The organism is Paraburkholderia bonniea (genome assembly GCF_009455625.1).
Taxonomy (GTDB): Bacteria; Pseudomonadota; Gammaproteobacteria; order Burkholderiales; family Burkholderiaceae; genus Paraburkholderia; species Paraburkholderia bonniea.
The window spans coordinates 66,187-85,506 of sequence record NZ_QPEQ01000002.1; the positions used below are offsets into that span (position 1 = coordinate 66,187).

General features: G+C 58.4%; 16 protein-coding genes. 14 read left to right on the forward strand and 2 right to left on the reverse strand.

What is annotated here, in order from left to right; genetic code table 11:
* Positions 1-55 precede the first annotated feature (55 nt).
* The 14 genes from GH656_RS14275 (at position 56) to GH656_RS14340 (ending at position 16,342) form a co-directional block, all read left to right on the forward strand.
* Positions 56-1,306 carry a leucine-rich repeat domain-containing protein gene (locus GH656_RS14275; protein WP_153076744.1) on the forward strand — a complete coding sequence of 417 codons (1,251 nt, stop codon included), beginning with the start codon at positions 56-58 and terminating at the stop codon, positions 1,304-1,306.
* 181 nt (positions 1,307-1,487) lie between these two features.
* Positions 1,488-1,727 (forward strand): hypothetical protein, encoded by a 240-nt coding sequence (locus GH656_RS14280; protein ID WP_153076745.1) that lies wholly within the window; start codon positions 1,488-1,490, stop codon positions 1,725-1,727.
* Between the two features lie 425 nt (positions 1,728-2,152).
* Positions 2,153-3,313: a macrolide transporter subunit MacA gene (gene macA, locus GH656_RS14285; RefSeq protein WP_153076746.1), complete on the forward strand. Its 1,161-nt coding sequence runs from the start codon at positions 2,153-2,155 to the stop codon at positions 3,311-3,313.
* On the forward strand, positions 3,313-5,328 hold the full coding sequence (gene macB / locus GH656_RS14290) for a macrolide ABC transporter ATP-binding protein/permease MacB (RefSeq protein ID WP_153076747.1): 2,016 nt from the start codon (positions 3,313-3,315) through the stop codon (positions 5,326-5,328). Before macA ends, macB begins: the two co-directional genes overlap by 1 nt.
* A gap of 13 nt (positions 5,329-5,341) precedes the next feature.
* A complete protein-coding gene (locus GH656_RS14295; RefSeq protein WP_153076748.1) occupies positions 5,342-6,796 on the forward strand; it encodes an efflux transporter outer membrane subunit in 1,455 nt (484 codons plus the stop codon).
* A 10-nt stretch (positions 6,797-6,806) separates the two neighbouring features.
* On the forward strand, positions 6,807-7,526 hold the full coding sequence (locus GH656_RS14300) for a 4'-phosphopantetheinyl transferase family protein (protein ID WP_153076749.1): 720 nt from the start codon (positions 6,807-6,809) through the stop codon (positions 7,524-7,526).
* A gap of 100 nt (positions 7,527-7,626) precedes the next feature.
* On the forward strand, positions 7,627-7,845 hold the full coding sequence (locus tag GH656_RS14305) for a hypothetical protein (RefSeq protein WP_153076750.1): 219 nt from the start codon (positions 7,627-7,629) through the stop codon (positions 7,843-7,845).
* Between the two features lie 875 nt (positions 7,846-8,720).
* Positions 8,721-9,389, forward strand: coding sequence for an RNA polymerase factor sigma-70 (locus GH656_RS14310; RefSeq protein WP_153076751.1), 669 nt, complete (start codon positions 8,721-8,723; stop codon positions 9,387-9,389).
* Positions 9,390-9,523: 134 nt separating this feature from the next.
* Complete coding sequence (locus tag GH656_RS14315; RefSeq protein WP_153076752.1) at positions 9,524-9,799, forward strand: MbtH family protein; 276 nt, start codon at positions 9,524-9,526, stop codon at positions 9,797-9,799.
* 209 nt (positions 9,800-10,008) lie between these two features.
* A complete protein-coding gene (locus GH656_RS14320; RefSeq protein WP_153076753.1) occupies positions 10,009-11,025 on the forward strand; it encodes a TauD/TfdA family dioxygenase in 1,017 nt (338 codons plus the stop codon).
* The gene (locus tag GH656_RS14325) at positions 11,022-11,945 is read left to right on the forward strand and encodes an ABC transporter ATP-binding protein (RefSeq protein ID WP_153076754.1); all 924 of its coding nucleotides are present in this window, start codon (positions 11,022-11,024) and stop codon (positions 11,943-11,945) included. Before GH656_RS14320 ends, GH656_RS14325 begins: the two co-directional genes overlap by 4 nt.
* Positions 11,946-11,997: 52 nt before the next feature.
* Positions 11,998-14,169 carry a Fe(3+)-hydroxamate ABC transporter permease FhuB gene (gene fhuB / locus GH656_RS14330; protein ID WP_153076755.1) on the forward strand — a complete coding sequence of 724 codons (2,172 nt, stop codon included), beginning with the start codon at positions 11,998-12,000 and terminating at the stop codon, positions 14,167-14,169.
* Between the two features lie 164 nt (positions 14,170-14,333).
* Positions 14,334-15,131 (forward strand): siderophore-iron reductase FhuF, encoded by a 798-nt coding sequence (gene fhuF, locus GH656_RS14335; protein WP_246184316.1) that lies wholly within the window; start codon positions 14,334-14,336, stop codon positions 15,129-15,131.
* Positions 15,128-16,342: an ABC transporter substrate-binding protein gene (locus GH656_RS14340; RefSeq protein WP_246184317.1), complete on the forward strand. Its 1,215-nt coding sequence runs from the start codon at positions 15,128-15,130 to the stop codon at positions 16,340-16,342. The genes fhuF and GH656_RS14340 overlap by 4 nt, the downstream gene beginning before the upstream one ends.
* Here GH656_RS14340 and GH656_RS14345 read toward each other — a convergent pair.
* Positions 16,339-17,571 (reverse strand): ankyrin repeat domain-containing protein, encoded by a 1,233-nt coding sequence (locus GH656_RS14345; protein ID WP_153076757.1) that lies wholly within the window; start codon positions 17,569-17,571, stop codon positions 16,339-16,341. The genes GH656_RS14340 and GH656_RS14345 overlap by 4 nt on opposite strands.
* 305 nt (positions 17,572-17,876) lie before the next feature.
* Positions 17,877-19,109 (reverse strand): hypothetical protein, encoded by a 1,233-nt coding sequence (locus GH656_RS14350; RefSeq protein WP_153076758.1) that lies wholly within the window; start codon positions 19,107-19,109, stop codon positions 17,877-17,879.
* Between the last annotated feature and the right edge of the window lie 211 nt (positions 19,110-19,320).

Consider the following 19,320-nt stretch of genomic DNA (forward strand, 5'->3'; position numbering starts at 1 on the left):
ATTTTTGTTGGCTAGTTGAGTCGTGTGTCACAGGACATGCGCGGAGGAAAGGGGTATGGGTTTTTCTGTAAATTCTGTAAATTCTGTAAATTCTGTAAAGATTGATGCGGCACCTGATGTAACGTTTGATGAGTCAGTGCTGGCGTCCAAAAAATCGGCGAATTCTTCAGGGATGTCCGTTACGCAATCGGGCGTGTCGCGCGTGCTGGACAGTCTGCTTGACAATATTTGTGCCCTGTTTGGGCGTTGCTCGCTGGGTACGTTGTCTGGTGCTAAACGTCGCTCGGGAGACTTTGAGCTTGCGGTGCCCAATCAGGTAGCCAAGTTTGAAGGCGAGGGTGCCAAAGTTGAGGCGAAATCGCGGCAATGGGCACCGCAGGCACTGCAGAAACCAGGTGTATCCGATTGCGCTGTGGCGACAACACCCGTTCAGCACTATTCACGAAGCGATGCGCAGCGCCTTAGTCGTGAGCAAATCGCGGCGGCGGCAAAAAACGCTGACAGTGAGGCAGTGTTTAAGCAAAGCGTCGAAAAAATCATTGCACCGTTTAGCGACATCGAAATTGATCTGGCAGGGCTTGATGATGCTTATCAAACTGCCGTGCTTGCTTGTCTGAGCGCAAATGCCGATGAAACTAAAACGCTGATGCTGAATATGTCAGGCCGAAAAGCCGGGGACGGTTCGGCGGCTTTTAGTGACAAATTTAAAGACCTGGTTGCTGCGACGAAAAATTTCAAGCAAGTTGAAATTAATGCAAACAAAGCGGGCATTGACGCTCACGCACTTTGCTCGGTTTTGCTGGAACTAGCTGAATCTAAAAATCTGAAATCACTTGATTTAAGTGGAAATCCTCTGAAGGAAAGTGGCGCGCAGTTTCCGGAGCGATTGTTGCCGAAGCTGAAACATCTAGAAAAGCTGGATATTTCTAATATAGAAATTAGTGATATATATATTGACTATATTAATGAAATGCAGGGTTTAACGGATCTGGTAATCAGAAACGCAGGCATAACGTCTCGAAACGTACTGAATCTGGGTCGCGGGATAAATCTGAAATCGCTTGATCTTAGAAGTAATAAATTTGAAATGAATGACGAAGCAAGCTTCGGAAGCTATCTGCGGCATTTTTCTCATCTTGAAGTACTTGACATCAGAGACAATGGATTTTCTGAAAAAGCGCAGCGAGCGATATTGCGCAATATGAGTGATCTGAAAGTCGAGGTGGTGGTAGATATTTCAGAGTCGATGAAGAAAAGTAAAGTGAGCTACCTGAAACACTCGATCCTGTCTTTCCTGCATCTGTAAATCGGCCGTCCTGCCCCTGTGTGCTGGCGTTTGCCAGCACACAATTCGATGCCGCAAGCAATAAACCGGGAACGTTTTGTGACGGCTTGTTACATAGAAAGCAGGAAGCAGGAATTTTAGCGGCGGACAGGCTCTGCCGGCCCATACATTTGGTCAGTGATTTTTTAGAGGGTAGTAGTACATGAGCAATATTCGTGGAATGAACAAAGTTACAAACGCTGAAAATATGAGTAGCCGTACTTCGATGACGCAGCCTGCTACGGCGCGAGACAAACTGGCGGAGCAGATTGCAAACACTGCGCTCGCGCATGTAGGGGCGATGCTTGAAGGTGTCAATTTCGCGCGGTGTTTGCTAGAAGGCAAATTTAAGGAGCAGGTTCCAGGTAATCCGCGTGCGAATCAGGATTCCAAGCCGAAGTGATTGGGGCTTTTGTCATTACCCGTTAATACCAGATGCGTATTGGCGGTATTTAAAGCCGGTTTGCCATTTCTGGGCTAACCGGCGATTGCCGTTGCGCCTGAGATTGACTGGCGTGCGGATTATTCCCGCCCCCTCGCATTACCCCTTCCGTAGAAAAGCATCACGTCCAAATGCCGCTCTGGCATAAAAAATCATTCAAATGCAGCGTCCGCCGGAACGTCATTAATTTCTTGCCAACTGCAAGTTAATTGCCAGTTAACATTCAAAAGCAACCCACAAACCCCAGGGCCAGACCGGTCTGGCCGCGCGCTGCGGGCAACGTTGTACCGAAAGTAGCGAGATTCTCAAACCAGCTTTATGCTGCTGGGCGGCGTGGTTTGGCCGTCTTTTGAGGTTTTCTGATTCTTTTTGTGTGTGGCTGGGTTATGAAAAAAAATCCGCGCCGTTGGCGCCGTTATGTTTTCGGCGGCATTGTGCTGCTGTTACTCGTTGGGCTGTCCTTTCATTTTTTCGGCAAAAAATCCGCGCCGCAGTATCTGAGCGCCAAGGTGACGCGCGGCAATCTCGAAAGCGCGGTGCTCGCCACTGGCGTATTGCAGGCCTATAAGCAAGTCGATGTTGGTGCGCAGGTATCCGGCCAGTTGAAGTCTCTCAAGGTGCAACTGGGTGACACCGTGCGCCAGGGCCAGTGGCTGGCGGAGATTGACCCCGTGTTGTCGCAGAACAGCCTGCGCCAGGCGCAGGTCAGCGCCGATAGCCTGATCGCCCAGCGTCGCGCCACTGCCGCGCAATTGCAGCAGGCCGAGCTGGCCTACCGCCGCCAGCAGCAGATGTTGCCCACCGACGCGACTTCACGTGCTGACTTCGAAAACGCCGCAGCCCAGTTCAACGTGCAGCGCGCCAATCTGGCATCGCTCGATGCCCAGGTCAAACAGGCGCGGATCCAGGTCGAATCGGCTCAGGCCAATCTGGGCTACACCCGGATCGTTGCGCCGATGAACGGCGAAGTCGTCGCCATCGTCACCCAGGAAGGCCAGACCGTGATCGCGCAGCAGCAAGCACCGGTGATTCTCAAACTGGCTGATCTCGACACGATGACGGTCAAGGCCCAGGTGTCGGAAGCCGACGTGATCCAGATCAAGCCGGGGCAGCCGGTGTATTTCACGATCCTTGGCGAAGCCGACAAGCGCTACTACGCCAAATTGCGTGCGGTCGAACCCGCGCCGCAGAATTTTCTTGAGACGCAAGGCAGTAGCGTGGGCGGCTCGTCCCGCAGCAATACGGCGGTGTTTTACAACGCGTTGTTCGACGTGCCGAATCCTGGCCATCGGCTACGGATTGCCATGACGGCTCAGGTGGGCATCGTTCAGGCCACGGCGCAAAAGACACTGACGATCCCGGTGGCTGCGCTGGGAATCAAAGATAAAAACGGCGCTTATACGGTGCGCGTGATTGGCAAGGATGGTCTGGCGCAACCTCGCACGGTGCGCACCGGCATCAATAACAACGTCCGGGTGCAAGTGCTGGCAGGACTCAGCGAAGGCGAGCAAGTGGTGATCGGTGACGCTGGGGCAGGGGGCTCCTGATGCATCGGGCTGCTACTGAGATTTCCCCGGCCCCAGCGGCCGTGCCTGCCAGTGCGATTGTTGCTGAGCCGCTGCTAGAGCTACGCGGCGTGAGCCGCAGTTTTCTCTCGGGCGAACGCGAAGTCACCGTGCTGCGCGAGATCAATCTGACGATTCATGCGGGCGAGATCGTGGCCATCATGGGCGCATCGGGTTCCGGAAAATCGACGCTGATGAACCTGCTGGGTTGCCTCGACCACGCTAGCGCGGGCAGCTATCGCGTGCGTGGGCGCGAAACCGGCACGCTGGACGGCGACGAGCTGGCGCGTTTGCGCCGCGAGCATTTTGGTTTCATTTTTCAGCGCTATCACTTGCTGCCTAATCTGAGCGCGGCGGGCAATGTCGAAATGCCCGCGATCTATGCCGGTGTGCCACCTGGTGCACGCCATGCGCGCGCCCAAGCGCTGCTCACGCGCCTTGGCCTGAGTGGCCGCGAAGCCCATCGCCCCGGCCAGCTTTCGGGTGGCCAGCAGCAACGCGTGAGCATTGCCCGCGCGCTGATGAACGGCGGCGAAGTGATTCTGGCCGACGAGCCCACCGGCGCACTCGACAGCAAAAGCGGCCAGGACGTGATCCGCATCCTGCGCGAATTGAACGCACAAGGGCACACCGTCATCATCGTCACGCACGATGAAAAGGTCGCGGCTAACGCCCGGCGCATCATCGAAATCAGCGACGGCGAAATCGTTAGCGACCGCGCCAATACACCAACTGAAGACGTGCCCGTGAGCACACCTGAAGTGGATATTCCACCGCACGAACGACGCTTGACCGCGAGCCTTGGGCGCTTTGCCGAAGCATTTCGCATGGCGTGGATGGCACTGCTCTCGCATCGCTTGCGTACCTTGCTGACGATGCTGGGCATCATCATTGGCATTACCTCGGTGGTGTCGATTGTGGCGATTGGCGCGGGAGCGAAGGCGTACATGCTCAACGAAATCGGCAGCATTGGCACCACCACGATTGATATTTATCCGGGCAAAGACTGGGGCGACACCAGCGCCGCTTCGATCCAGACACTGGTTCCCGCTGATGCGCAGGCGTTGCGCGACCTGTATTACGTCGACAGCGTGACGCCGGGTGTGGGCCGTTCACTGCTGCTGCGCCGGGGCAATGTCGATGTCAGTGCTCAGGTGAGCGGCGTGGGCGAGAGCTTCTTCCAGGTGCGCGGGGTGAAGCTCGCGCAGGGCATCGCGTTTGGTGAAGAGGCGCTGCGCCGCCAGACCCAGGTGGCCGTGATCGACGCCAATACCCAGCGCAAGCTGTTTCCCCATGGCGAAGATCCGCTCGGTGAGGTGATCCTCGTAGATAACCTGCCATGCACCGTGATCGGCGTGACGAGCGAAAAGAAAAGCATGTTTGGCAGCGATAAAAATCTCAACATCTGGCTGCCCTACACCACTGCGAGCAGCCGCTTGTTTGGTCAGACGTCGCTCGACAGCATTACCGTGCGCGTGCGTGACGGCCAGCCAACGGCCGCCGCCGAAGCGGGCATCGTGAAGCTGATGGAGCAGCGCCACGGGCGCAAGGATTTTTTCACTTACAACATGGACACCATTGCCAAAACGATGCAGCGCACCAGTCAGTCGATTACTTTGCTGCTGGCGCTGATCGCTGTGATCTCGCTGGTGGTGGGCGGCATTGGTGTGATGAACATCATGCTGGTGTCGGTTACCGAGCGGACCCGCGAGATTGGTATCCGCATGGCGGTGGGAGCGCGGCAGAGTGACGTGATGCAGCAGTTTCTGGTGGAAGCGGTGCTGGTGTGCCTGATCGGTGGCGCGCTGGGGATTACGTTGTCGTTTGGCTTTGGTGTGTTGTTTTCTCTGCTGGTGGACGAATGGAAAATGGTGTTTTCGGGGTATTCGATTGCTATGGCGTTTTTCTGCTCGACGCTGATTGGCATCGTGTTTGGCTTCGTCCCGGCGCGCAACGCGTCGCGGCTCGATCCGGTCGATGCGCTGTCGCGTGATTAGATCAGGAAAGCTGATGATTTCAACAAAAACTATGACGTTCACCGGCTGCTTCATCGCCTGTGCGCTGGCAGGCCTGGCGGGCTGCGCGCATCCAGGTGGCGCGGCGCTGCCCACGGTGGAGCTGCCGCCGCAGTGGTCCACGCCGCAGCCTGAGGCCACCGCGTTAGCCACGCTAACGCCGCAGCTATCTTCGTCTGTCAGCCAGCCCGATCCGGGCACGGCACGGGCTATGGCCACGGCCACGCTACAAGCCGAATGGTGGCGCAGCTTCAATGATCCGGTGCTGGATCAGCTCATCAGCCGCATGCTGGAGGTTAATAACGATCTGGCTGCGGCAGGCATCCGCGCGTATCGCGCCCGTTTGCAGGCTGGGCTGGTCGATACCAACTTGACGCCAACGGTGACGGTGGGTGCGAGCGGCCAGATGTCACGCTCGCTAGAGCAGCATCAAACAAGCCGCAGCAGCAACCTGAATGCTTCGCTGAGCTACGAATTAGACCTGTGGGGCAAGCTCGCGGCCCAGCGTGACGCCGCTGCCTGGGAAGCCCACGCCAGCGCCGAAGACCGCGAAGCGACCCGGCTCACGCTGATCGGCACCACCGCTGGGGTGTACTGGCAACTGGGCTATCTGAACCAGCAAATCGCGCTGGGCGAGGCCAATATCGCTGATGCCCAGCGCACGCTTGAGCTGGTGCAGGCACGTTATGCGGCAGGCGCGGTGTCGGGTCTGGATCTGGCGCAAGCCGAACAGAACGTTTCGAGCCAGCGCGCCGCGCAAACCCAGTGGCTGCAGCAACGCGAGCAAAACCGTAACGCGCTGGCGCTGCTGTTTAACCAGCCGCCGCAAGCTCGCGCGGCTGAACCCAGCACGCTTGCGGTTACCGCGTTGCCGCCCGTGCAGCCTGGTTTGCCCGCTGATCTTTTGAGCCGCCGCCCTGATTTGCAGGCAGCCGAATCACGTTTGCGCGCGACGCTGGCGAATGTCGCGGTGACGCGCCGTAGTCTGTATCCGAGCTTTACGTTGACAGGCAGTCTGGGCACGGCCAGCGACACCCTCGTGCGCGTGCTGCAAAACCCGGTGGCGGCGGTTGGGCTGGGCCTGGCGCTGCCGTTTATTCAATGGAACACGGCGCAGCTCAATCTGAAGGTGTCGCAAAGCCAGTATGACGAAGCATTAGTGAATTTCCGTCAGCGTTTGTACGGTGCACTGGCTGAAGTGGAAGATACGCTCTCGGCGCGCGCGCAATTGCAGGCCGAAGCACAGCAGCGCACGCTGACGCTGGCCCAGGCGAGCCGCGCACAAGCATTGGCGCTGGTGCGTTTTCGCGCTGGCGCAACCGGTGTGCAGCCATGGATCGACATGCAGCAAAGCGTGCGCAATGCGCAGAGCGCGCAGTTATCGAACCAGTTGAACCGGCTCAATAACCAGATGAAGCTGTATCAGGCGCTGGGCGGTGGCCAGCAATGAGTGACCGCGGATGAGTCTCGACCTGCTTCTCGACTCGCTACCAGGCGAGCCAGTGCGTGTGGCGCATGCAGGGCCATCGGGCGTGGCGCTATGGCGCGTTGCCATCGCGCTGGACGCTGCGCTTGATTCCCGATGTTTTGCCATGCTAACGGCGGATGAGCGGCAGCATGCAGAGCGTTTTTTGCGGCATGAGGATGCGGCGCGCTTTGCGGCGGTGCGCGCTGCGTTACGTGTTTTGCTGGCCCGCTTGCTGGGCTGCACGCCGCATGAGCTGGTGTTGACGCGTGATGCGCATGGCCGGCCGCAGCTAGCCTCTGGTGCTGCGGCACTGGATTTCAATGTGTCGCATTCAGGTGGCTACGGGCTGATTGCGCTTTCTACGGTGGGACGGGTTGGGGTTGATATCGAGCAGCGCCGTGCGGATTTTGACTGGCGCGCGGTGGCCGCGCTGACGCTAGACCACGCGGAGCAGGTCGCGTTGGCCGCTTGCGCCACGCCTGCGGCACAGAATCATGCGTTTTATGACAGCTGGGTGGCGAAGGAAGCGTTGCTGAAAGCCGCTGGCGTCGGCGTGGTGGAAGGCTTGCATATCGCACCGCTGACACCGCGCACCAGCGAGCAAGTCGCGTGGTGCGCCGCGGCGCGAGCCCGCTGGCCTGAGTTTGCTGCCGCCTGGGTGGCGATGCCTGACGGATACGCGGCCTGTGTGGCATGGTCGGAAAGATTGTGAGGTGAGGGTTTGCGGGCCTCAAATCTGGATGGCTGCAGAAGGGCTTTATCACCTGTGATTGATAAAAGGTGCGATATAGCCGGATAAGAAAAAGAGTGTGATGAGTGCGTTAAGAAGGATAAATGTAGTTATCCATTTCTTCATTGTCCAATGCGCCCATGCCATTGCATTTAGCATTAAAAATAATCATGCTGGAAATAAAAATATAACGCTCAACGTCAAGGTGGTTAGCCATTTTGAGTTGCAATACTCCATATCAGAACAGCTTGAAAATGGCAGATTAGCTGTTGGTGCCAAGGGGATGTGGCTTAGCACATAAAGCAAGAGCCAGACTATAAATAGTCCCCATATAAAACCAGGAGCGGCGATAACACTTCTGTTCATTTCATCCAAACTCAAAAAATAAAATTGTTTTTGCTTGACTCAAGTCTGAGTACAGGTTGTCGCGCCGGCCTCTTAAGCATGACAGAGGATTCACTATTTGCGGGATTCCTACCTGGAAGCGTAGAAAAGACTCTGCTTTCCTTTTCCTTGCAATACAACTGTTCCATAAAAAATCAGTGATCCACAGCAAATAAAACTGGCAGCAATAATTCCAGCCAGGAATCCAGAAAACATAACAAAACCGCCCGTTGTGGCCGGGTCGCCGTGCCGGACTGCCGCTTTACGCATGATGGCGCTCTCCGTTCGTGGCCGTGGCCAGAAGCGGTGGCCTGTCATGGGTGATGCGCCCTTCGCGCCGAATGCGCAAACCATTGGCTACAAAAAGTACGCCGTTTCATGGTTCTGCTGATCTGACATCCTGAAGTCTCCCAGTTTTAAATGGACGAGTGCAAACCGGTACCGTGTCTCTTCGAAGCGCACACACCGAAGGCGAGTACATGTGTGCATTTCACAACTCTTCGGTATTGGATCAATCTGAAAACAGAAACTGGTATTGCAAATGTCCCTGGATGTTTTGCCGCAGCGCGATCGTTTTTAGGAGCAGGGGCGGCCTTAACCGCGGAATCTGCAGAATTTCCGATGCTGGGCAAAAGCGATGCATTGCCTCCGAGTGAAGTCCCAACATGAGCCGGCGTTCGAGGTCAGACAGCGACGCAAAAAACGTAGCAAAACTGTAATTTTTCTCTAAGTGAGAATGATTCGCATTTGTGTTAGATTGCGCTCCTCTGACCTGATGACGGAGTTGCACCGATGGCTGAAGTATTCGCGCAAGCGGCCCCCAGTCTTACCCGGCAACCTCGCCCGTGTCTTCCCTCACCCGCTTCTGGCAAGGCTTCTGTGCGTTGTGGTGCGCAGTACGGTTTGCTGGCTGAGGTCCTGATTGCCCAGCGGCACATGCTGGTGAATCTGGCCCGTTCATTTGTCGGTTGTGGCAGCCGTGCCGAGGACGTGGTTCACGATGTCTTCATCAAACTGAGCGGATTTCCGAACCAGGATGCGATTCGCCAGCCTCAGGCTTATGTCACGCGGATGGTGCGCAATGCTGCCATCGACGCTTGCCGCCGCCAGGCGCTGGAAAACACCTGGCATGCCTGCGAAGAGGATGGCTTTGAAGTCCCTTCGCCCGAACCCACCCCTGAAACTGCCCTCGTCACGCGCGACGCGCTGCGCCAGGCGTTTGATGCGCTCGCGCAATTGCCTGAGCGCACCCGCACGGCTTTCGAGCTGGTGCGCCTGAGCGAGGAGACGCTGCAGGAAACCGCACGCCAGCTCAAGGTGTCGCAAACGCTGGTGCATTTCATGGTGCGTGACGCGGCCCAGCATTGCGCCAATTGCGCGGCGGGCAGCTTTTCGCACAACGCATGTGCGTCGCGGCCACGCTCGCGGGGTAAAAAAACCCAGGCGTCAAACGTCAATTGATTAACCGGCGACACACCACACCACATGGATCGCATGGGTGAAGGCTGAAGCCGGGGTGTGAGGCCGCACTGGCTCAAGGTGCTGCCGATTTTTCTATTCATTCATTGCGCGCGCCTGGCCGCGCCCGAGAGACGATGAACCAGCCTTCTTCTACTCCTCCCGTTTCTTCTTCCACCGTTAGCTCAGCCTCAGCCGTTGCCGGTGAGCCCGAGCTTGAGTACACCGTGGTGCTTAATCACGAGGAGCAGTACTCAATCTGGCCGACGTTCCGCGAAGTGCCCGCGGGCTGGCGCGAGGTGGGGGTCCGTGGCGCGAAAGCCATGTGTCTTGAGCATATCGAAGCAGTCTGGACTGATATGCGCCCGGCCAGCTTGCGCCGTTATCTGGCTGGGCTAGGCGACGCGGCTTGAAGCGCGTGTGGCCCGTGGCCCGTTGAGGGCGCAGCCAGGGTTGCACCAGGTTTGCCGTCAGGTTTCGCCGCACCGGCAGCCTTGCCGCGCCTCGGGTCTTCCCGCTACGCCAGCTAGCCCCAGTCATTTCGCTTCGTGCTGGCCGCCGCATCATTGCTGCTTTCTGGCTGCTCAAGACTCTCCGTTTGTTCACGTCGTAAGGAACCCTTATGTCATCGCTTTCACCGGCCCGCGACGATCTGCGTATCGAGCCGGGTTTTCCCGTCGTGATCTCGCCGCGCGCGGGTGTGACGCTGACGCTTGAAGAAGCCACTCCTGCGCTGCGCCCGGTGGTTGACGACTGTCTTGAGCGCGCCGGTGGCGTGCGTTTCACCGGTTTTGCCGTGCCTTCCATTGACGCGTTTCAGCGCTTTGCTGCTTCATTTGGCGAGCCGCTGATTGGCTATGAGTTTGCTTCAACACCGCGCAGCCAGGTGGAAGGCGCGGTGTACACCTCCACCGAATACCCGCCGCACCGTTCGATCCCCTTGCACAACGAGCAGGCGTACACGCGCGAATGGCCGATGCGCATCTGGTTCCATTGCGCGCTGGCGGCGCGTGCGGGTGGCGCGACGCCGATTGCGGACAGCCGGGCGATTTATCGCGCGCTCGATCCGGCGCTGGTGCGCCGCTTTGCTGAGCGCGAGTTGCTGTATGTGCGCAACTTCGGCCAGGGGCTCGATTTGCCGTGGCAGCAGGTTTTTGGTTCTGCGGACCGGGCCAAGGTGGAGGGCTATTGCGCCGCGCGCGGCATTGAGTGCGAATGGCGTACCGGTGACGATGGTGAGCAATTGCTGCGCACGCGCGAGCGCTGCCAGGCTGTGGCACGCCATCCACGCACGGGTGACGATGTGTGGTTTAACCAGGCGCATCTGTTCCATCTGTCGGCACTCGATGACGATATGCAAGACGCGCTGGTGGATGCGGTGGGCCTGGAAAACGTGCCGCGTAATGTGTATTACGGCGACGGCGCGCCGCTTGAAGCCGAGGCGCTGGCGCAGATCCGCGCGGTGCTAGAGCAGCAGCGAGTGGTGTTTCCATGGCTCGATGGTGATGTGCTGATGCTCGACAACATGTTGAGCGCGCATGCTCGTGATCCGTTCGAAGGCCCGCGCAAAGTGGTGGTGGCGATGGCGCAAAGCTATACCCCAGCACGTGCGCCGCAACGCGCGGTCATGGCGCGATGAGGCCACTGGACGGCAATGCAGCTTCGATCGCGCTGGCGGCGCGCGGCTTGACGGTGGGCTACCGCGATTACGTAGTGCTGGACGGGCTGGAGATTGCGCTGCGCGCGGGCTGCGTGACCGCGTTGTGCGGGCCAAATGGCTGCGGCAAAAGCACCTTGTTGCGCAGCCTGGCGGGTTTGCAGCCGCTGCAGGCTGGCTCGGTCACGATAGCGGGCGTGCCGTTGAGCGCTTACCGGCGGCGCGATTTGGCGCGCACTTTGACGCTGCTGTCGCAGTTCAACCAGATTCCAGCCGGGCTGAGTGTGCGCGAGCTGGTTGCGTATGGCCGTTATGCGCATGGCGGCTGGTTGCGTGGGATGTCGGCGGCAGACCGCCTGGCTGTCGATGAGGCGCTGGCCGCGAGCGGGCTGAGCGATGACGCTGAGCGCGAGATCACAGCACTCTCAGGGGGCGAGCGGCAGCGCGCATGGATTGCGATGGCACTGGCGCAACAAGCGCCGATCGTGTTGCTCGACGAGCCCACCACTTACCTCGATGTGCATCATCAACTGGAGATTTTGTCTGAGCTACGGCGCTTGAATCGTGAGCGTGGGCTGACGCTGGTCTGGGTGCTGCATGACCTGAATCAGGCGGCGGCGTTTAGCGACGAGATCGTGTTGATGCGCGCGGGCAAGATCATCGCCCAGGGCAGTCCTGACGCGATCATCAACCCCGAGCCGCTGGAGGCGACGTTTGGCGTGCCGATGCTGCGTATGGCGCATCCCCAGACGGGCACGCCGATGTGCGTGCCTGCGCATCCGTCCGGGGACGATGCAGCTGCGGGGGGGCAAGAAGTTAGCCATACGAATCACGCGGGCTTGTTTGTTGCGGCCGATACGGTAGCGCCCGTCGTACCCCCCGCGATGAAGCGCAGCGCATGACGGTTTGTGCGCCGTGCCGCCGCACCGTCGTTCACGCCAGGCCGTTGCCACTATGACGATCACAACGACTTCCTCTCCTGATGCCGCTGCCACTGCTATTACGCCGCCGCGCTGGCGTGCCGCACCGCCTGGCTACGCGGGCACGCTTGGGTTGGCGCTGCTGCTGGCGCTGGTGGCGCTCGCTGCCTGGCGTTTAGGCCCTGATCTGCGTTTGCTGCTCCGTCCCGCATCCGCCGCATCCGCCATGTCACTCACTGGACTCGACACCGCCGCGACCCGCGCGCTGGCGCAAGTGCTGTTGTTTGAGCAGCATTTGCCGCGCGTGCTCGCGGCCGTGCTGGCGGGTGGCTGCCTCGGTGTCGCAGGGGCGTTGTTTCAGGCGCTGACCCGTAATCCGCTGGCATCGCCCGATTTGCTTGGGATTACTGGTGGAGCGCAGCTGGGTTTGCTAGCGACGATGCTGGTGCCTGCCCTCGCCGGGGCGGCATCGGTGCCGCTGCTGTTTGGCTGCGGTTTGCTGGCGGCGCTATGCGTTGGCGCGGCGGCGGGGGGCTGGCGTGCGAGCCCGTTGCGGCTGGTACTCGCGGGTAGCATTTGCATGTTGCTGTTTTCGGCGGTGACCACGCTGATTCTTGCGTTCTTCGAGCAAAGCATCGCAGGTGTCGCGCTGTGGGCTAGCGGCAGCCTGTATCAAGCGGGTGCAGCGGGCTGGCTGAGCGCTGCTGCGTGGCTGGTGCTGCCGTTGCTCGCGCTACCGCTGCTTGTGCGTCCACTGGACCCACTGGCGCTGGGCGATGACGCGGCGCAGGCGATTGGCGTGCAGATTCCGGCGACGCGTTTATCCGGGCTGATGGTGGCCGTGGCGTTTGCCAGCATTGCAGTGAGCCTGGCGGGGGCGCTCTCGTATGTCGGGCTGATTGCGCCAAACCTGCTGCGGCATTGGCGCGGTGTGCGTGCGGCTCGGCTGGCCACGCTGGTGCCGTTGTCGGCGCTGGTGGGCGCGGTGCTGGTGCTAGCCACCGATAGCGTGGTGCTGGCGCTGGATCTGGATGGCACGTTGTCGACTGGGGTCGCCATTGCCGTGGTGGGGACGCCGTTGATGCTGGCGATGATTCGTCATGGCGGCGTGTGGCTGCGCGCGCCGGGTGCCGTCGAAGCGCCCGTGGTGCCGCCCGTGCGTGGTGGTTTCGCCGCGTGGCTGACGGCGTTGCCGCCAGTGGCGGTGATTGCCGTTTTGAGCGTTGGCGCGGCACTGGTGCTGCTGCTTGGCGGCTCGCTAGGGCCGACGCTGATTGGCCCGGCACGCTGGCTCGCAGCGTTCGGAATAGACGGTTGGGGTTGGGGCCACCATGGCTTCGATCAGGTCGCGCGGAATGTGCTGGATTTGCGTTTGCCCCGGTTGCTCTGCGCGCTGTTGGCGGGTGCACTGCTTGCTGGCAGCGGGGTGCTGATGCAAAGCGTGGTGCGCAATCCGCTGGCGGGCCCGGAAGTGCTCGGCGTGACGCAAGGCGCAGCGCTGGCGACGTTGGTTGCGCTGGTGCTGTGGCCACTGGCAGCACACAGCACGCTGGCGGCTGCGGCATTGATTGGGGGCGGGGCGACCTTGCTGCTCACGCTCATGCTGAATCGCCGCACGCGCTATGCACCGCTCGCGGTCGCGCTGAGCGGGATTGTCATCGGCACGCTGTGCACCACCTTGGCGCAATGGCTGATCGTGCAGGAAAGCGTGCAACCCGCGCGCTTCGTGGTGTGGCTGGTGGGCGGCACGTATGGCCGAAGCTGGGCTGATGTGCGCGGTTTGTTGCCGTGGTGCGTGCTGGCGTTGCCGGTGTTCGCGTTGTTGGCCCGGCCACTGGATTTGCTGGCACTGGGCGACGATCAGGCCGCCGCACTGGGTTTGCCAGTGGCCGCGTTACGCCCGCTGGCGCTGAGCGTGGCGACGGTGGCGGCATGTGCCGCTGTGGCCGCAGTCGGGCCGATTGGTTTTGTCGGCTTGATGGCACCGCATCTGGCGACGCTGCTGGGGGCGCGAACGCATCGCGTGCGGCTCTGGCTGGCGGCGGCATGTGGTGCGCTGCTGCTGGCCGCCGCTGATATTGGCGCGCGGACCTTGCTGGCACCTCGTGAAATTCCGGCAGGGATTTTGACTGCGTTGATTGGCGCACCTTATCTGCTCGCGCTGCTAGTGCTGCAGACGCGCCGCGAACGTGGTCGTAGCCGATGACGGCCGGGTTGCCAGGGCGGAGTGGTGCGGTTGCGATGGTGGCGGGACCCGTGGTTGGGTCTAACGCTGGGCTTGCTGCTGGTTCTGCTGCGGGTTCCACTGGTTCTGCGGGTTCCGCCGTGGCAGCAGTGCGGCCGCTGTGTGCTGAGATGCCCGGTGCATCTGTGTTAGCCCCTGCTTTGCCATTGTCTGCATGGCTAACTGATGTTTCGCCGTGGGTAACGTCTGTCGACGGTGTGTGGCTAGGTCCGGTGCCTGAGCGCTGGCGCGATGAGCCCGATTGCTGCGGCATTGCGCTGACGCAACTACCGCAGCAACGCGCAGCGTTGCTTGACGCGATGGTGCGGCATTACGGCGGCGAACAGGAACAACACGCTCGCGCGCTGTTATCGCAATGGAGCAAATACTACTTTCGCCTCGTGGCGCTGGCCCCGCTGGTGACGGCACTGGAGCTGCAACGGCCACTCGCCATGGCGCCATCGCAATGCACCCTGGTGTTGCGCGCTGGCATGCCCGAGGCGTTGTATCTCAGCGCCGATGCGCTCGGCCCATGCACCGACGACCCAGCGCAACGTTATGCCTCGTTGTGCGATGAACATCTGCCCTGGGTCATTGAGACTTTGGCCAGCTTCACGCAGATTGCGCCGCGTGTGTTCTGGAGCAACGCGGGCAATTTGCTGGACTGGTTCTTTGAACAAGCCGCGACGCTGCCGCAGGCCGGGCGTGATGCCGCCTGGCTTTTTGGCGCGCGCCTGCTCGCTGGTGACACCGAGCGCAATCCTTTGCGTTGCCCGGTGCGCTGGGTGACGCCACGTTCGGCATGTCTGCCCACACCGTTCCGGGTTCGCCGGGTGTGCTGTGTGCGTTATGAAATCCCTGGAGAAGAACAACTGTGTTCAAGTTGCCCACTGCTGCTTACGTTGAGCGAGGACGAACTCGCGCGCCAGGAGGCGGTGAAATGAGCGATGTCATGAATGGCGCGATGGTGGCGGCGCGTGGCCGGGGATGGGGCTGGGGGGCAACTGCTTTAAGAGGGGTGCCGCTGGCGCTTGTGTGTGGTTTGGCGCTGGGTGGGGTGTTGCCGTTTAATGCCGTGGCCGCGGCACCACCGGTTGCGGCATCGCTTGCTTTGGTCTCGGCTGTAGCGACTACATCAGCTACAGCGACAACAGCGACAACAGCGACAACAGCGACAACAGCGACAACATCACCCACTGCCCCAAACCACCTCACCCCATTCACCTGCGAGCCGTTGACGCGCAATCTCACCGTCACGCAAGCCAGCGCAAGGTTGCCACTGCGGCCCAAGCGGGTCGTGGTGCTGGAGTTCATGTTTGCTGAAGCGCTGGCGGCGCTTGATCTCACCCCAGCCGGCATGGTTGATGTCGCGTTCTACCCCGGCTGGATCGACTATGACAACGCACGGCTGCGCACCGTGCCAGATGTGGGCACACGCCAGGAGCCCAGCCTCGAAGCGATTGCCGCGCTCAAGCCTGATCTGGTGCTGGGGATGGGTTTTCGTCACACGCCTGTTTTTGCCGCGCTGGATGCGCTTGCGCCTACGGTGTTGTTTCAGTTCAGTCCTGATTTACCCGTGCAAAACGTGCATACCGCCGCCGCTGCAAGCACCACCCAGCTCGAATGGACTCGGCAGATTTTTCGCACCATCAGTTGCCTGACAGGCCGTCAGGCAGAGGCGCAGACAGTGGAGCAGCAACTGGATGCCGCGCTCGCCCGTGATGCGCAACGGCTCGCTGCCGCAGGACGTCGTGGCGAAACGTTAGTGCTGCTGCAGGAATTGGGCTTGCCAGGGCGTTACTGGGCCTATACCGGAAACAGCATGGCTGGCGGCATCGCCCGCAAGCTGGGGTTGAATTTATGGCCTGGCCAGCCGAGCCGTGAAGGCACTCGCCTGGTGAGCACCGAAGATTTGCTGCACCAGCCGCGCGCGACGGTGTTGATGGTGAGCGCTACCGGCCCGGACATGACGTTGGCGGCGAAGCTGGATGCGCCGGTTTGGCGCTTTGTCCCGGCGCGGCGTGCGGGACGCGTGGCGCTGCTGGAGCGCAACATTTGGGGTTTTGGCGGACCGATGTCGGCACAGCGGCTGGCGAATGCCATGACTGATGCGCTACTGGCGTTGCCACCACCGGTTGTACCGCCACAGCATTAAGCGCTGCCCGGTGTTGTGCCCTCGTGGCGTTGCCCCAGCTCTGGTTCTGACCAGGGCAGGTAGTGATGGACGGACGGAACGAAGTTGTCCGGATGTGACATGGGGATGCTTTTCGGCGTTTGAGTCTGACCGTTTTTTTCGGGGTCCATTTTCATTAGCCAATGGGAGCGCAAGCTCCGTATCTCAGGTGTGACGATTTCATTTATCAGGTTGATGGTGTAGCCGGGCCTTTTGTACACCTCGGGGAAAAAGGAACAATGCGCGCGCGTTTCAATCTGGTCGTGTAATTCTTTCAGGCCATGGACGATGGCATGGAACATGAACTCTTGCGCGATCGCGTAATTGAGCGGCTCGATAGAGTTGCGCAGGTAGAAGTTCAGACTTTCCGCCAGGATTAAAGATTGCGACGTACGCAAAAATTCGCGCAATGGCAGCGTGTTTTCGTCGTGGATGGCGCTATCGCACAATGCGTGCAACTGGGCTGTTTCATGGCATAGGTCGATGCGCTGCGAGATCACGTGCATGGCTTCCAGTTGCGACAAGGAAGCATTTCGTTGAATCAGGATTTTCGTCCGGCGCAGTGTGCCCAACTGAAGCGAATGCTGCATGAGCGTCCTGCCCTTGGTATCGGTTTGTTCGAGATCCATGCCAGGGACGTCGAGCAGCAGCTCGAAGGTGCTGTTGCAGCCATATTGAAGCGCGAGATGAAGCAGTGAGTCTTGCGGGCTGATGTTCTGGATCGGTGGGGTGCCTTGTTTCAGTATCCCGGCGACGACATCGGGACGCCTCTCGACGATGGCCTGCGCCAACTGCTTTAGCTGTCCGGTCCCAAGTTGAGGGGGGAGATTGGGGCATTGCTGCGGTGTGTTGAACGACTGCGGCACTTCAATCACGTTCGTCCGGTTCGTCCAGTCAGGCGTTTGCCCGGCATCGCCGACTTGACAGAGATCGCCCCATGGCACTTCATCGCCGTTTAATTCGGGCACGCGATATTCGGTTTGCTGATTACCTGCATGACGGATCATGTCCGGCAGACTTACAGAAACAGTCTGGTCGAGCATGCGTGGCTGAATTAACTGCACGTATCGCGCTGATCCAGTGGAGTGGGGGTTTCCGTTGAGGCCGTTCACCTGGACATGCGGAGAGACTGCGTTGTTGTGCTCGGGTGCTTGAAACGTTGACGCTTGAAAACCAGAAGGGTTTTGCCTGTGAAACTGGGCTGATTCCATAACAATCCTTGTAGAAAAATCTCAAGCTCGGATAGCCAGAATGAAAACCTGTACAAGGAGTGCGTCTGCAAGATATGGCTGGCGTTTGAATACAACGCTAGCCATATCTTGCTTGAGCTTTTCGGGTTGGCTTCCGAACCCAGGATTGGGCTAAAACGGGTGATTTAAACCTGTGGAATCACGATGGTGGTAGCGGCGCACAATACGCCACACCGCACCTGAGTAACGCAAATGGATGTTGCACGCGGCTATTCGCTGGCCGTTGGCTAAACACTGGGCGACTGCATGCAGGAGATTCAGGTCGGCTAAACAGTCTTAGGGTGAACAACATGAGCCTGGTGGAGGCGGGGGAACTGAGTGTGAATAATGGTCAAGTTTGCCAGGGCCTTGAGCAATTCTGTAAAGACCTGGCGCATCTTGGAGGCCCTTACGGGGAGATCTAATGGGCCGGATTGAAACTTTAATTTGTTTATATTTAATGATTTAAGTGACGTGTATTGGGTAAGGAGATTTAAGATTGAAATAAATGTATCCGGGTGGAATCTGGAATTTTCAAGATTAAGTGCAACAAGATTCGACGGGTTGCTCTGATTTTCTTCCATTATTTTGAGTAAACTATTCGTTTGATAAAACGAATTGCCCGGTTGGTTGAGCGTAATTTCCTGATTGCCTGATATTTCGCGATTGAATACGGAACTTGCCAAGCCAGTTTTGAACTGGTGTTCAAAGTCATCGCCAGAAAATTCATCCTGGGAATCATCTTTGAATAAATTCGGTTGAATGGTCAATTCAACATGAGGTAGCTTGCGATTTTTTATAGTCTTGGCGATAACTTCACAAATTTCTTTTTCTGTGGAAAAACTTGTCCAGTAATTAAGCCCGGTTATGGTATGTTTCTGAGTCACTTTTCTTGCGTTGTGAACAATTTCTTCGCTAATTTTCCAGCCTGAATTTTCCTTCTTTTTGTTTATCTTTTTTGCTGCCAGCCGCTCAAACTGTTTTGAAACCAGGGAATAATTGATGACGGATTGAGCGTCGCCATCCCCAATTATTTTTTGCATGATGTGTTCATTGGTTATTATAAATGACGTTTCTTTATTGTCTGATATTCTGGTTAGTGTTTTTTTGGTTTCAAAATTTTCATCGTTAATATTGAAAATGCCATCCAGATTTGAAATTTCGAGTGCTGCAGGTGTGATTTTTTCTTTCTTTTTCAGAGATATTGATGAGATAAATTTTTCAAAAAAATTAAACACCGATTGCTCTTTGCTTCGCGGGGCAGCAGCCGGCTGGGTGGAAAATTTTGAAATACTTTTGCCGGATTCAATGGTTTTCGTTTCGGTTTTATAAGTTTTATTTTTGATTGAAAAATTATCCGGCATGATGGTTTTGTCGAAAATTAAAAACGATAAGTAACTTGATGTTGAAATTCGTTCCATTTTTAACGTAATCCACGGGCGAATCACGTTTCCGGAACGAGCCAATCCGGTTGGATCCTGTTCATCCCGCTTACCGGGAAGCGCACAAGAAATTCTCACGATGCTCGCCTGCGCAGGCTCGGATCGGCTATCTGGAAACACGTGATCCGAATTTCTTTGGGATGTGAATCTGGAAGTGCGGGCTGCAGACTCTGCCGTAATGGTTCGGTTTGTCGGATCCTGCTTAGGTCCAAAATTTTATTTCGCAACACTTTCTAAATTTCGCGGCGGCTGGAGAGCGCCAGCAAGGTCACGCGCAACCTGGCGGGCA

Bases quoted from the DNA above. Each gene is read 5' to 3' on its own strand.
- GH656_RS14310 (WP_153076751.1), top strand. From the start codon at position 8,721: ATGGCTGAAGTATTCGCGCAAGCGGCCCCCAGTCTTACCCGGCAACCT.
- fhuB (WP_153076755.1), top strand. From the start codon at position 11,998: ATGACGATCACAACGACTTCCTCTCCTGATGCCGCTGCCACTGCTATT.
- GH656_RS14325 (WP_153076754.1), top strand. From the start codon at position 11,022: ATGAGGCCACTGGACGGCAATGCAGCTTCGATCGCGCTGGCGGCGCGC.
- macA (WP_153076746.1), top strand. From the start codon at position 2,153: ATGAAAAAAAATCCGCGCCGTTGGCGCCGTTATGTTTTCGGCGGCATT.
- GH656_RS14345 (WP_153076757.1), bottom strand. From the start codon at position 17,571: ATGGAATCAGCCCAGTTTCACAGGCAAAACCCTTCTGGTTTTCAAGCG.
- macB (WP_153076747.1), top strand. From the start codon at position 3,313: ATGCATCGGGCTGCTACTGAGATTTCCCCGGCCCCAGCGGCCGTGCCT.
- GH656_RS14300 (WP_153076749.1), top strand. From the start codon at position 6,807: ATGAGTCTCGACCTGCTTCTCGACTCGCTACCAGGCGAGCCAGTGCGT.
- GH656_RS14340 (WP_246184317.1), top strand. From the start codon at position 15,128: ATGAGCGATGTCATGAATGGCGCGATGGTGGCGGCGCGTGGCCGGGGA.
- GH656_RS14305 (WP_153076750.1), top strand. From the start codon at position 7,627: ATGAGTGCGTTAAGAAGGATAAATGTAGTTATCCATTTCTTCATTGTC.
- GH656_RS14315 (WP_153076752.1), top strand. From the start codon at position 9,524: ATGAACCAGCCTTCTTCTACTCCTCCCGTTTCTTCTTCCACCGTTAGC.
- GH656_RS14295 (WP_153076748.1), top strand. From the start codon at position 5,342: ATGATTTCAACAAAAACTATGACGTTCACCGGCTGCTTCATCGCCTGT.
- GH656_RS14280 (WP_153076745.1), top strand. From the start codon at position 1,488: ATGAGCAATATTCGTGGAATGAACAAAGTTACAAACGCTGAAAATATG.
- GH656_RS14320 (WP_153076753.1), top strand. From the start codon at position 10,009: ATGTCATCGCTTTCACCGGCCCGCGACGATCTGCGTATCGAGCCGGGT.
- GH656_RS14275 (WP_153076744.1), top strand. From the start codon at position 56: ATGGGTTTTTCTGTAAATTCTGTAAATTCTGTAAATTCTGTAAAGATT.